The organism is Streptomyces tsukubensis, from assembly GCF_003932715.1.
GTDB lineage: Bacteria > Actinomycetota > Actinomycetes > Streptomycetales > Streptomycetaceae > Streptomyces > Streptomyces tsukubensis.
The window spans coordinates 3,487,435-3,499,296 of the sequence record NZ_CP020700.1; the positions used below are offsets into that span (position 1 = coordinate 3,487,435).

General features: G+C 72.3%; 12 protein-coding genes and 1 tRNA gene. 5 read left to right on the forward strand and 8 right to left on the reverse strand.

The genetic code is table 11. The features are described from left to right. Window position 1: 1 nt before the first annotated feature. The gene (locus B7R87_RS13780; protein WP_006348471.1) at window positions 2-1,006 is read right to left on the reverse strand and encodes a hypothetical protein; all 1,005 of its coding nucleotides are present in this window, start codon (window positions 1,004-1,006) and stop codon (window positions 2-4) included. A gap of 14 nt (window positions 1,007-1,020) precedes the next feature. Here B7R87_RS13780 and B7R87_RS13785 point away from each other — a divergent pair, with 14 nt between their 5' ends. The 3 genes from B7R87_RS13785 (at window position 1,021) to B7R87_RS13795 (ending at window position 4,184) form a co-directional block, all read left to right on the forward strand. Further along, window positions 1,021-1,524, forward strand: coding sequence for a hypothetical protein (locus tag B7R87_RS13785; protein WP_006348470.1), 504 nt, complete (start codon window positions 1,021-1,023; stop codon window positions 1,522-1,524). A gap of 117 nt (window positions 1,525-1,641) precedes the next feature. Further along, entirely contained in the window at window positions 1,642-2,853 is a 1,212-nt protein-coding gene (locus B7R87_RS13790; protein ID WP_006348469.1) for an NAD(P)-binding protein, read from the forward strand. 329 nt (window positions 2,854-3,182) lie between these two features. Continuing rightward, complete coding sequence (locus B7R87_RS13795) at window positions 3,183-4,184, forward strand: zinc-binding dehydrogenase (RefSeq protein WP_006348468.1); 1,002 nt, start codon at window positions 3,183-3,185, stop codon at window positions 4,182-4,184. Between the two features lie 11 nt (window positions 4,185-4,195). On the opposite strand, the gene B7R87_RS13800 is transcribed toward B7R87_RS13795, so the two are convergent. Together B7R87_RS13800 and B7R87_RS13805 are read right to left on the reverse strand one after the other, a co-directional pair. Continuing rightward, window positions 4,196-4,675, reverse strand: a complete 480-nt coding sequence (locus tag B7R87_RS13800; RefSeq protein ID WP_006348467.1) for a GNAT family N-acetyltransferase — start codon at window positions 4,673-4,675, stop codon at window positions 4,196-4,198. Window positions 4,676-4,718: 43 nt separating this feature from the next. Continuing rightward, window positions 4,719-5,657, reverse strand: a complete 939-nt coding sequence (locus B7R87_RS13805; protein ID WP_391118706.1) for an aminoglycoside phosphotransferase family protein — start codon at window positions 5,655-5,657, stop codon at window positions 4,719-4,721. Between the two features lie 72 nt (window positions 5,658-5,729). On the opposite strand from B7R87_RS13805, the gene B7R87_RS13810 reads away from it, so the two are divergent. Then, the gene (locus B7R87_RS13810) at window positions 5,730-7,139 is read left to right on the forward strand and encodes an NAD(P)/FAD-dependent oxidoreductase (RefSeq protein ID WP_006348464.1); all 1,410 of its coding nucleotides are present in this window, start codon (window positions 5,730-5,732) and stop codon (window positions 7,137-7,139) included. Window positions 7,140-7,227: 88 nt separating this feature from the next. Here B7R87_RS13810 and B7R87_RS13815 read toward each other — a convergent pair whose 3' ends face one another. The 3 genes from B7R87_RS13815 to B7R87_RS13825 all read right to left on the reverse strand — a co-directional run bounded on the left by B7R87_RS13815 (window position 7,228) and on the right by B7R87_RS13825 (window position 9,759). Beyond that, window positions 7,228-7,944, reverse strand: a complete 717-nt coding sequence (locus B7R87_RS13815) for a nucleotidyltransferase family protein (RefSeq protein WP_006348463.1) — start codon at window positions 7,942-7,944, stop codon at window positions 7,228-7,230. A gap of 76 nt (window positions 7,945-8,020) precedes the next feature. Next, window positions 8,021-8,443 (reverse strand): hypothetical protein, encoded by a 423-nt coding sequence (locus tag B7R87_RS13820; protein ID WP_006348462.1) that lies wholly within the window; start codon window positions 8,441-8,443, stop codon window positions 8,021-8,023. A 179-nt stretch (window positions 8,444-8,622) separates the two neighbouring features. After that, window positions 8,623-9,759 (reverse strand): ABC transporter ATP-binding protein, encoded by a 1,137-nt coding sequence (locus tag B7R87_RS13825; RefSeq protein WP_006348461.1) that lies wholly within the window; start codon window positions 9,757-9,759, stop codon window positions 8,623-8,625. Between the two features lie 259 nt (window positions 9,760-10,018). Between B7R87_RS13825 and B7R87_RS13830 the strand changes: the two genes are divergently transcribed. Further along, a tRNA-Thr gene (locus B7R87_RS13830) sits at window positions 10,019-10,092 on the forward strand. Window positions 10,093-10,137: 45 nt separating this feature from the next. On the opposite strand, the gene B7R87_RS13835 is transcribed toward B7R87_RS13830, so the two are convergent. Then, window positions 10,138-11,523, reverse strand: a complete 1,386-nt coding sequence (locus tag B7R87_RS13835; RefSeq protein WP_006348460.1) for a tyrosine-type recombinase/integrase — start codon at window positions 11,521-11,523, stop codon at window positions 10,138-10,140. A 64-nt stretch (window positions 11,524-11,587) separates the two neighbouring features. After that, entirely contained in the window at window positions 11,588-11,791 is a 204-nt protein-coding gene (locus B7R87_RS13840) for a helix-turn-helix domain-containing protein (RefSeq protein ID WP_040915833.1), read from the reverse strand. Between the last annotated feature and the right edge of the window lie 71 nt (window positions 11,792-11,862).

Genomic DNA, 11,862 nt, shown 5'->3' on the forward strand with positions numbered 1-11,862 from the left:
TTCAGAAGCCCTCCGCCGCATACGCCGCGAACGACTCCGGCGGGGCCGTGTCCGCCTGGCAGGGCGCGCCCCGGCGCAGCGGCCACTGGGTCAGGAACAGCACCTCCCGGTCCGCGTCCCGCATCGCGCGCCGGATCCCGGCGGCGGCTTCCGGATCGTCGTACCAGACCTCCCCGACGATCCACGGCTGCCGGTAGCCGATCGCGTCCATCGCGGCGTCGGTGTCCATGAACTGCCGGTACTCGTCGCCGTCGCCGGGCTTTCCGTAGAAGTGGACCTCGTGCACGGGCGGCGGGCGGTCCCCGTAGACCTCGGGGAGCTGCGGCACCCGGCCCGCCGACCAGACCGTGAGGGAGAAGCCGACGGTGTCGGCAGTGCCGTGGTCGCGGGTGTAGTCGGCCCAGAGCCTGCGGTCGTAGGCGAGCAGTGCCGCGTACTCCGGCCCGGGCGGCGGGGCGCCCTCGTTGACCAGGTCGACGACGTACGGAAGACCCGAACGGACGACGATGTCCCGCACCTGCCGGACGACGGACAGATTCTCGGCGTACAGGGATTCGTCGACGGCGGTCCAGAGCATGGGGTCGTTGGCGTCCTTGGGGAAGAACGCGATCTCGACGGCCGCGAACCCGGCGTCCCGTACCGCCTCCAGCAGATCGGTGAGGTTGCGGGTGTTCTGCTCGGAGAGGGTGCCGCCGGTGGAGTCCATGACGGTGCCGGAGTCGGGGCCCCGGTGGTGGAAGACGGGGATCCGGAGCCGCTGCTGGCCCGCGCGGGCCATCGCGGCGAGCTGCCCGGCGATCAGGGCGGGGGCCCGGTCGTAGCTGTTGACCACGCCGTACGGCTCCCGGTGGCAGCCTTCGAGGTGGTAGACGAAGTAGTTGGAACCGCCGCGCGCGGGGCCTGCGGCGGCGGGGGCCGCGGGCGGCGCGGCGAAGGCGAGGGTCATGGTCAAGGTCAGGGGGAGGGCGAGCACGACGGCTCGCGTCCGCAGGTGCATGCCGTCCATGACACCATCGGCTGGTGCTCGACATCGGCTACTCCCTCTCCCGCCGCTTCCCCGATCCCCCGCAGACGGACTACCGTCGCGCGGAGGTGACGGCCCTGCGCCACGACCTCTTCTGCGGTGATGTCTACCTCGCCGACACCGAGGCCGACCGGGAACTGTCCACAGCCTGGGGATGGGTGCCGGTCCTCGACTTCGCCTGGGCGCTGTGCGATATCGCCGAACGGCTCGACCGGGATCCGCTGGGCAGCCGGGCCTCCCGCCCCCAGCACGCGGAGCTGGACTTCACCGAATCGGCGGACCGGATGCTCTTCGAGCGGCGGTTCGGCTGGGTGGATGTGGAGGCGGACTGGATGCCCGGGGACGAGGCACCGCTCACCTTCGCCCACGGCGAGCTGCGGCGGGAGGCCCGGGACTTCCTGCACGATCTGATCGCGGACCTGTGCGAACTGCACGAGCCGCTCGCCGACAACCCGGTGATCTGGGACCTTCAGGCGCGCTTCCCCCGCGTCCCCTCCTGACGACCGCGGCCGCCCCGCCCGGAGAGCCGTGTCCCTGTCACATTCCCGGGGGCTGTGCCGTCCCCTTTCCGACGGCGCCTCGACCGGACGCCGTCAGGACCGGGAAGGGACGGAACCATGACGGACCACGCAGTCGGCCGCAGTCGGCGGGACGACCGGATCACCGTCGTCGGCGGCGGGCTCGCCGGGCTGACCGCCGCGATCTCCGCGGCCGAGGCCGGGGCGGAGGTCGTACTCCTCGAAGCCCACCGCACCCTCGGCGGCCGGGGCCGGACGGCCGACGGCCCGTACCGGACCAGCGACGGCCCCCATGTCTTCTACACCGGCCCCCTGTGGTCCTGGCTCCGTCAGCGGGGGCTGACCGGCCCCGAAGGGCGGGTTCCGGCGGCGGACGCGCTGCGGTTCCGCTTCCGGCTCGGGGGCGCCCTGCGTTCGCTGCCGCCGCGCGGGCTGCTGAAGCTGAGCCGGGTCCCCGTGGAGCGGGCCCCGGCCGATGTCCCCTTCTCCGACTGGGCCATGGGGATCGCCGGTGCGGACGCGGCCCGGGCGGCCGCGCACTTCTCGGGTGTGGCCCTGTTCCACCACGACCCCGGCTCACTGTCGGCGGCCTTCGTCCAGGAGCGGCTGCGCCGGGCGGCCGCGCTGCCGCCGCAGGCCCGCTTTCCGCTGGGGGGCTGGGGGCAGGTGCTGGACCTGATGGCGGACCGGGCCCGGGAGCTGGGCGTACGGGTCGAGACCTCGGCGCGGGTGGACGAGCTGCCGGCCGGGCGCGGGCCGGTGATCGTCGCCGTCTCCCTCGCGGCGGCGCGGAAGCTGCTCGGGGACGACACGCTGCACTGGACCGGTGGCCGTACGGTCCTGGTGGATCTGGCGGTACGCCGCAGCCGCAAGGACGCGTTCGTCGTCTCCGACCTGGACGCGCCGGGCTGGGTGGAGCGCTTCTCGGCCCCGGCGCCCGGGCTGGCCCCGGCCGGGGTCTCGCTGGTCCAGGCCCAGTTCCCGATCGCCCCTGACGAAGGGAAGGCGGCCGGTTCGGCGCATGCCGAGGCTCTGTTCGACCTGGGGCTGCCTGGCTGGCGGGAGCGGGTGCTGTGGCGGCGCGACGCGCTGGCCGTGGACCGTACGGGGGCGCTCGACCTGCCGGGGACGACGTGGCGGGACCGGCCGGCGGTCGACCGGGGCGACGGAGTGTTCCTGGCAGGCGACCAGGTGGCGGCGCCGGGGCTGCTGGGCGAGGTGTCGTTCGCGAGCGCACTGACGGCGTCGACGCTGGCGCTGCGGGCGCTGCGGAAGGCTCGAACGGCGCGGACGGCGCGGACGGGAGGCTGATCCCACCGCGGAGGACGCCGAACGGGACGGACGCCCGGACCTCTCCGGAGGGCATCCCCCGGGCGCCGCGCTCCCGCAGGGCCCGGCGTCTTTCGTCCTCCGTTCCAGCCGCCGCAGCAATCCGGGCGGCCCTCCGGTCGTCAGCACTGTCCCCGGGCCCGGCTACCGCAGCCTCCAGGCCCCGGCCGGCCTTGACCTCAACCTTGGTCGAGGTGTGAGGCTCGGGTGTGTCCGGCCCCGTACGGCTCCTGGTGCGCCCCAGCGCGCCACGGCCGCCGTCCGGGCCGTACGGACCACCGCGACCGCACACCGCCCAGGGGGATCCGCAGATGCACGCCGTCCGACTCCACGCCTTCGGGCCCGCCGAGAACCTGACCTACGAGGAGGTGCCCGACCCCGATCCCGGCCCCGGCCAGGTGCGGATCAGGGTCGCCGCCGCCGGGGTGCACCTCATCGACACCGCCCTGCGGGCGGGTGAGCGGGGCCCCTACCCGGAGCCGGTCGCGCTGCCCACGATCCCCGGCCGGGAGGTCGCGGGCACCGTCGACGCGCTCGGCGAGGGCACCGACCCGGTGTGGCTCGGCCGCCGGGTCGTCGTCCACCTCGGGATGAACCCCGGCGGCTACGCGGAGTCCGTCACCACCGGGGCGGAGCGGCTCCGGAGCCTCCCTGAGGGTCTCGGCGCGGCGGAGGCCGTCGCCATGATCGGCACGGGCCGTACCGCGCTGGGCATCCTCCACCATGCGCGGCTCGGCCCGGAGGCGATCGCGGTCGTCTCGGCCGCCGCGGGCGGCATCGGCACCCTTGCCGTGCAGTACGCCAAGAACGCCGGAGCCACCGTCATCGGGCTCGCGGGCGGACCGGCGAAGGTCGCCCGCACCCTGGCCAACGGCGCCGACCTGGCCGTCGACTACACCGGTCCGGCCTGGCCGGACGAGGTCCGCGCCTACCTCGGCGAGCGGCGCGCCACCGTCTATCTGGACGCGGTCGGCGGCGCTGTCGGGCGCGCCGCCGTCGGTCTGCTCGGCAAGGGCGGCCGCCATCTCGTCTACGGCTGGGCGGGCGACGGCGGCCCGTACAGCGGCGAACCGCTGCTGCTCACCGAGGAGGAGCAGACCGCCCGGGGCATCGAGACCGTCCACCTCCTGGGCCCGCGCCTGCTGGAGCAGGTGGGCGGCGACGTACGGCTGCTGGAGGACCGGGCGCTCGAAGAGGCCGCGACGGGCCGGCTGGCCCCGGCCGTCCAGCGCTTCCCGCTCGCCCGCGCGGCCGACGCGCACCGGGCGCTGGAGACGCGGGCGTCGATGGGCAAGGTGGTCCTGGTGCCGTAGGGGCCGGACCTCTACTGTCCGTACGCCGCGAGCTCCTCCAGCTCCGCGTCCGTCAGCCGGAACACCTTGCTGTCCTCCAGCGGACGGGCGCCCAGGGAGCGGTAGAACGCGATCGTCGGCACCAGTTTGTCCAGTACCGACCACTCCAGGCGCTGGTAGCCGCGTTCGGTGCAGGTCCGGGCGAGCGCGGCGATCAGCGCCTTGCCGTGTCCGCCGCCGCGCCGGGCGGGGTCGACGTACAGGTCCTCCAGATAGATGCCGTGGACCCCGCGCCAGGTCGAGTAGGTGAGGAACCAGAGCGCGAAGCCGGCGAGCGCCCCGTCCTCGTCGACGGCGACGAAGGCGTGGACGGCCGGGGCGGCGCCGAACAGGGCCTCGCGCAACTGCTCTTCGGTGGCGCGGACCTCGTGGCGGTAGCCCTGGTGTTCGGCGAGGGCGAGGATCATCCGGTGGACTTCGGGCACGTCGGCCGGCTGTGCGGTACGGATCATGCCGTCAGCATGCGGTCCGCGCACCCGCCCCCGCCACCGCGTTTCACCTTCCGAGCAGGGCGTTCGCGATCGTCACCGGAATCCCGTCCAGCACCTCGGCGCCGTCCTCGACGTCCCAGAGGCAGTACTGGAGCACCCGCCCCAGGGTCCAGGCCCGGGCCCGTTCGCGGTCGCCGTCCCGGCCGATCGCCTCCGTCAGCAGGTCGAAGCGGAGGCGGATCGCGGCCGGGTCCGGATCGAAGCGGTTGGTGAGCGCGGGCAGCAGCTCGAATCCCGGGTCCCCGGCGAGCGGTTTGGGGTCGATCGCCAGCCACGGTTCCCGTGCGGAGCCGAGGACGTTGTCGTAGTGCAGGTCCCAGTGGAGGAGCCGGTCCCCGGGCTCGCCCGCCACTTCCCGTACCGCGGCCGCGCAGTCGAGCAGGAGCCGCCGCTCGCCGTCGTGGGCGAGGGCCGCGGCGGCCCGCGGCGCCCGCTCCAGCAGGCCCGCCGCGAGGTCACCGAGGCGCCGCAGCCCGGCGGGCGCGGGCCGGGCGCCCAGCCGGGCGAGGAGGGTGCCCAGGATGCGTACCGCCTCCACGGTGTCGGGGACGGCGGAGAGCGGGCGGGCCGCGTCGAGCCGCTCCAGCAGCAGGGTCCCGGTCGCCGGATCGTGGTCGAGGAGGCGGACGGCTCCGTCGCCGTCCCAGGCCCGCAGCGCGTCCGGTTCGCCCACCGTCTCGTCGTCCACAGGCTGGAGTTTGAGTACGGATTCCGTACCGTCCGAGCCGATCACGGGCAGGACGAGGGCGACGACACCGTGCATCGGTTCCCCGGCGGGGGTCAGCTCCCAGCGCTCCAGGAACTCCTCGGCGCGGGCCGCGACCCCCGCGATGAAGGCCCGGGAGGCCTCCGTGCCATGGGCGCGGTGGGCGGCGGCCAGCGGCTCCGGAACCGTGATCATGCGGCCGATCGTACGTCCCGGCGGATCAACGGATTCCCCCATTTCCAGGCCCCCACCCGCGTGCATACAGTCGTACCGATCGCACCATCCCCGCGGAACGGCACCAGGGACGACATGAGCACGACGAGCAGCACCGGCACGGTCAACGGCGGTATCTCGTTCTGGTACGCGCAGGACGGGATCGCCGCGCCCCGCGAACCGCTGCCGGGCGATGCCACGGCGGACGTCTGCATCGTCGGCGGCGGCTATACCGGGCTGTGGACGGCGTACTACCTGAAGAAGGCGGTGCCGTTCCTCAACATCACCGTCCTGGAGGCCGCGTTCTGCGGCTACGGCGCCTCCGGCCGCAACGGCGGCTGGCTGTACAACGGCATCGCGGGCCGCGACCGCTATGCCCGCCGCCACGGCCACGAGCCCGCCGTCCGCCTCCAGCGGGCCATGAACGAATCCGTCACCGAGGTCATCGACGTCTGCGCGGCCGAGGGCATCGACGCGGACGTCCACCGGGGCGGCGTCCTCGAAGTCGCCCGCTCCCCCGCCCAGGCGGCGCGGCTGCGGGCCTACCACTCGGTGGAGGTCGCGTTCGGAGAGACCGACCGGGTGCTGCTGGGCGCCCGTGACACCGCGGACCGGATCCGGGTCGCCGGGGCGGTCGGCTCCACCTGGACCCCGCACGGCGCCCGGGTGCACCCGGTGAAGCTGGTGAAGGGCCTGGCGGCGGCCGTGGAGGCGCTCGGCGTGACCGTTCACGAGTCGACGCCGGTCACCGAGATCCGGCCCAAGCACGCGGTCACCCCGTACGGAACGGTCCGTGCGCCCTATGTACTGCGCTGTACGGAGGGGTTCACCGCGGGCATCAAGGGCCAGCGGCGCACCTGGCTGCCGATGAACTCGTCGATGATCGCCACCGAACCGCTGCCGGAGCGGGTGTGGGAGTCGATCGGCTGGTCGGGCCGGGAGATGCTCGGAGATATGGCGCACGCGTATGTGTACGCGCAGCGGACGGCCGACGACCGGATCGCGATCGGGGGGCGCGGGGTGCCGTACCGCTACGGCTCGCGCACCGACAACGACGGCCGTACGCAGCCCGCGACGATCGCGGCGCTCCACGAGATCCTGCTCCAGTTCTTCCCGCAGGCGGCCCGGGCGCGGATCGACCACGCCTGGTCGGGGGTGCTGGGCGTACCGCGCGACTGGTGCGCGACGGTCACCCTGGACCGGGCCACCGGCCTCGGCTGGGCGGGCGGCTACGTCGGCTCCGGTGTCACAACGGCCAATCTCGCCGCGCGGACGCTGCGGGACCTCGTACAGCAGGACTCGGGCCAGGGCGGGGCGACGGAGCTGACGTCCCTGCCGTGGGTGGGCCACCGGGTCCGCGCATGGGAGCCCGAACCGCTGCGGTGGCTGGGGGTGCAGGCGCTGTACGCGGCCTACCGGGGCGCGGACCGGCGCGAGGCGGCGGCGCGGTCGGCGGAGACGGACCGGGTGGCGAAGCTGGCGGACCGGATCTCGGGCCGCCACTGAGCAGCGGGGGCGCGCGCCGGCCTCCCCTTCCGGCGCGCACCCCGGGGCCGTACCCCGCGCAGGCGACCTGCGCAGGCACCCCCGTTGACTACCCCCCCTGCGAGGCGAGTTCCTTCGCCGCCTCCGTCAGGTCCTTCGCGGTGTCGATGGCACGCCAGTACGCGCCCTGCGGCAGCGGGAACCCGGCGAGGCGCCGTTCGCGCGCGAGCCCGGGGAAGGTGGTGCGCTCGTGGTCGCCGATGTCCGGCAGCAGATCGCGGAAGGCCGCGGAGAACACGTACACACCGGCGTTGATGAGGAACGGCGACGGCGGCGACTCGATGAAGTCCGTGATGTGCCCGAAGGCGTCGGTCTCGACGGCTCCCCAGGGGATCCGCGGCCGGGCCAGGGCGAGGGTCGCGGTGGCGTCGCGCTCGGTGTGGAACTCCGCCATGGCGCGGAGGGAGAACCGGGTCCAGATATCGCCGTTGGTGGCGTACCAGGGCTGGTCCGGGTGGGGCAGGTGCGCGGCCGCGTACTTGAGTCCGCCGCCGCGGCCCAGCGGCTCGGTCTCCACGACGGTGGTGACGGAGAGCGGGAGGTCGGTGCTCTCCAGCCACTTCTGGAGCACCTCGGCGAGATGACCGCAGGAGACGACGACGTCGGTCACGCCCTCGGCGGCCAGCCAGGCCAGCTGATGGCCGATGATCGGGGTCCCGGTGCCCGGGATCTCGACCATCGGCTTGGGACGGTCGTCGGTGTACGGGCGCAGCCGCGAGCCCTGGCCACCGGCCAGGATGACGGCCTGCGTCGGATACGTGGGCATATGCATGCCACGCACCCTATGCGGACCGGCGTGCGACGGACCCCGTGGGGAGCGGTCGGGACGCGGAGGACCGGATTCAGCTCCCCTGGGAGCGCTGGGCGACCCCGGCGGCGAAGGACGTGTCGCAGACGGGCTTGGAGTACTGCTGGGCGCGCGTGGGGCCGAAGCGGTCGACGGCGGCACGGCCGAGGGCGCGGGCGATCGACATGCAGTGCCTGCCGAGCGACGGGCGGGCCTCCACCTCGCGCTGGAGCTGGGTGAGGACGGTGCCGGGGTCCTTCGCCCGGAGGTCGGCGAGGAGCCGGTCGCGCAGGACGTCCTGCGGTGTGCGGGTGACGGCGGGCACCGACACGTTCTGGGAGGAGGCGGTGAGCATGCGCGAGTCGCCGGCCCCGCCCGCCCAGGGGACGCTGGTGACCGCGAGGGTTCCGGAGAGCACCAGGACGACGGGCAGGACGAAGGCGAGGGAGCGGCCGATGCGGCGTACTGAGTGGGTCACGGACGCGAGCGTAGCGGTCAGTGATGATTTGGAGACATTTCGTCACCCCCTCGGGGGAAGCCCGGGAGAAGGTTCTAGGAAGTCTTTCGAATCCTGCGCGGTCCAAACCCCCTTCAGGGCACGGAAAACGGCCCCGGGGATCCCGGGGCCGTTCTCGTCAAAGCGGTGGGGCCTGAGCGTCAGTCGGTGAGGCGCTCGCCCGTCGAGGTGGCGAAGACGTGGATCTCGCCCGGCCGCGGCACGACGTGCAGCTCGGCGCCCTTCTCCGGGGCGGACCGGCCGCCGACGCGGACGACCAGGTCCTTGTGCTCGCCGCCGACGCGGGCGGAGCCGTAGACGAAGCTGTCGGAGCCCAGCTCCTCGACGACGTTGACGGAGATCGCGAGCCCGGCGGGGGCGTCGGCGCTCTCCTTGGAGAGAGACTTGGCGGCGCCGCCGCCCAGCTCGACGACGTCGAAGTGCTCGGGGCGGACGCCCACGGTCACGGTGGTGTCACCGCGGTCGGCGGCGGCACCCAGGGCCTCGCGGGAGACGGGCACGACGCTGTTGCCGAACTTCACACCGCCGTCGGTGATCGGCACCTCGACGAGGTTCATCGCCGGGGAGCCGATGAAGCCGGCCACGAAGAGGTTCGCCGGACGGTCGTACATGTTGCGCGGGGAGTCGACCTGCTGGAGCAGCCCGTCCTTGAGGACGGCGACCCGGTCGCCCATGGTGAGGGCCTCGGTCTGGTCGTGGGTGACGTAGACCGTGGTGATCCCGAGACGGCGCTGGAGGGACGCGATCTGGGTACGGGTGGAGACCCGGAGCTTGGCGTCGAGGTTCGACAGCGGCTCGTCCATGAGGAACACCTGCGGCTCACGCACGATGGCCCGGCCCATCGCCACGCGCTGACGCTGACCGCCGGAGAGCGCCTTCGGCTTGCGCTCCAGGTACTCGGTGAGGTCGAGGATCTTCGCGGCCTCTTCGACCTTCGCCCGGATCTCCGCCTTGTTGACCCCGGCGATCTTGAGCGCGAAGCCCATGTTGTCGGCGACGGACATATGCGGGTAGAGCGCGTAGTTCTGGAACACCATGGCGATGTCCCGGTCCTTCGGCGGCAGGTGCGTGACGTCGCGGTCACCGATGCGGATCGCACCGCCGTTGACGTCCTCCAGACCGGCGAGCATCCGCAGCGAGGTGGACTTGCCGCAGCCGGAGGGACCGACGAGGACGAGGAACTCCCCGTCCGCGATGTCGATCTCCAACTGGTCGACGGCGGGCTTGGTGGACCCCGGGTAGAGCCGGGTGGCCTTGTCGAACGTTACGGACGCCATGGTGCGTCTCCCTCCACCGGCAGGAACGTGCCGGACGATCCGAGTAAAGGATTGGTGTAGTCCACTCGCGCGAACTGCTGCGACGCTACCCCGCGGCCTCCCCGTCTGTCAGCAGTGGTACCGAACTGATATCCACACCGATATCCACCCCCCTCTGTGATCACCGAGCCCCGAACCCCGGACTCCGAACCCCGCCCCCGCGCCGGACCCGCTGTGTAGAGTGGAACCTCCGCACGGGGCCCGCCGCCCCGCTGCCGTTGCCTCCTTAGCTCAGATGGCCAGAGCACCGCACTTGTAATGCGTAGGTCGTCGGTTCAAATCCGACAGGGGGCTCTTTTCATGCCCAGGCCAGACCATGTCTGACCTGGGCATCGTCGTTCAGCGGACGCGGCGACGGCGGCGTGCCCGCGCACTCCGGCTGTCTGTGGTCTCAGTTCTGGTCTCAGTAGGGCCCTGCGGTGAGGGCATGAGGCTGTCACCGATGCGCTTCATGGCGTCCCGGGTGAGGGTGGACCGGCCCTTCACGTAGCGGCGGGTCTGGCTGATCTGGGTGTGCCGGAGGATCTCCATGATCGTCGGCATATCAACGCCCAGCTCGTTCAGGATGGTGCCCGCGGTGTGGCGGCTCCCGTCGTACAGCCGCCGGTCGTCGATCCCGGCCTCCGCCAAGAGTTCCTTGAACTCACCCCAATCCCGACGAGGGTCCAACGGCCGACCGTCCGGCCGGGCGAACACCACGTCGTTCTCCTGCCACAACTCCCCGGCCGCTTCGCGCGCCTTCTCCTGCTGGACACGGTGGTCCCGAAGGTAGGGGATGAACGGCGGTGGGATAGGAACCGGGTTGCGGCTCTTCTTGGTCTTGGGCCGGGTGAAGGTGAGCCCGCCCTCGGTGCGGTCGGGGCAGATGCTGGCGTGCCTGGTGCAGCCCGGCGGGCAGGGTTTGGGGCAACCTCGCGTGTAGCTCTTGTGACGTGCACAACTGGACGGGCAGGCATCGAATCGGTGGCGGCGTTCGCCGCACGCGTGTGGGTCGGTGCAGCCGTGTCGCCAGGTAAGACGCTGAAGCTGCCACTGCGGGTGGAACATCTCGCCGTCGAGATCGACGTACTTCCACCGCAGCCCCAGGGTCTCCCCCTGCCGGAAGCCCATGCCGACGCCGACGATCCAGCGCATGAAGGTGGGCCGCCGGGACGCTGCTTCGAGAAATGCCTTCGCCTCGTCGGTGGTGAAGGGATTGGCCTCCGTCTCGTCGACGGACGGCGGGTCCACGAGGGTAGCCACATTCTCTGAGATCATGCGGCGCCGGTGCGCGATCTTCAGCGCACGGGAGAGGATCCGGTGGACCTTGAGCACGTGCGACGGCGCGTGGCCTTCGTCGAGCATCCTCCGGTACATCCGCTCCAAGTGCTCCGGCCTGAGCTTGTCGAGCCGATGGCGGCCCACGCCGGGGACGATGTCGTTGCGGGTCTTGGACCAGTAGTCGTCGAGGGAGCGCGGCTTGAGCTTCAGGCTCGCGATGTCGGTGAGGTAGGTCGTCATCCACCCGGCGACGGTCGGGACACGGCCGGCCGCCGTGGCGGTCCCCTCGTCCCGCTCCTTCTCCAGCGCTTTCACCTTGCGCTTGATCTCGGGTTCGGTGCGGGCCCGGCGGTGGCGTCGGTCAGGGCTGCCGTCGTCCTTCACACCCATCGTGACCCTGCCGTGCCACCAGCCGTCCGAGCCGAAGTAGACGGACGACTCGTTGTTCGCTTTGCGGGGGCTCATCTGTTCCTCTCACAAGCGATGCGGCCCCGGGAACTACCCGGGGCCGCATCGGTGATCACGCTGGTTAGTCGGATGCAGGGGTGAGGCTGTTCACGAACTCCTCAAGGTCGCGGCGCCGGATCCGGCGGATGCGGCCGACCTTGATGTACTTCACGATTCCTTCAGCCATCAGCTCGTAGAGCGTGGAGCGGCCGATGGAGAGGACGTCGGCAGCGTCCTCGGGCTTGTAGAGGAGCCGGTCGCCCGGCACAGCAGACAGTGCGCTCATGGTGATCCCTTCACGGGCTCCGTCAGGGGCTTCCCAGATGTCCGCTACTGCCGCTACCGCCGCTACCGTGC

Coding starts and splice junctions, on each gene's coding strand:
- B7R87_RS13795 (WP_006348468.1), top strand. CDS start 3,183: ATGCACGCCGTCCGACTCCACGCCTTCGGGCCCGCCGAGAACCTGACC.
- B7R87_RS13825 (WP_006348461.1), bottom strand. CDS start 9,759: ATGGCGTCCGTAACGTTCGACAAGGCCACCCGGCTCTACCCGGGGTCC.
- B7R87_RS13790 (WP_006348469.1), top strand. CDS start 1,642: ATGACGGACCACGCAGTCGGCCGCAGTCGGCGGGACGACCGGATCACC.
- B7R87_RS13835 (WP_006348460.1), bottom strand. CDS start 11,523: ATGAGCCCCCGCAAAGCGAACAACGAGTCGTCCGTCTACTTCGGCTCG.
- B7R87_RS13780 (WP_006348471.1), bottom strand. CDS start 1,006: ATGGACGGCATGCACCTGCGGACGCGAGCCGTCGTGCTCGCCCTCCCC.
- B7R87_RS13800 (WP_006348467.1), bottom strand. CDS start 4,675: ATGATCCGTACCGCACAGCCGGCCGACGTGCCCGAAGTCCACCGGATG.
- B7R87_RS13810 (WP_006348464.1), top strand. CDS start 5,730: ATGAGCACGACGAGCAGCACCGGCACGGTCAACGGCGGTATCTCGTTC.
- B7R87_RS13815 (WP_006348463.1), bottom strand. CDS start 7,944: ATGCCCACGTATCCGACGCAGGCCGTCATCCTGGCCGGTGGCCAGGGC.
- B7R87_RS13805 (WP_391118706.1), bottom strand. CDS start 5,657: ATGGGGGAATCCGTTGATCCGCCGGGACGTACGATCGGCCGCATGATC.
- B7R87_RS13840 (WP_040915833.1), bottom strand. CDS start 11,791: ATGAGCGCACTGTCTGCTGTGCCGGGCGACCGGCTCCTCTACAAGCCC.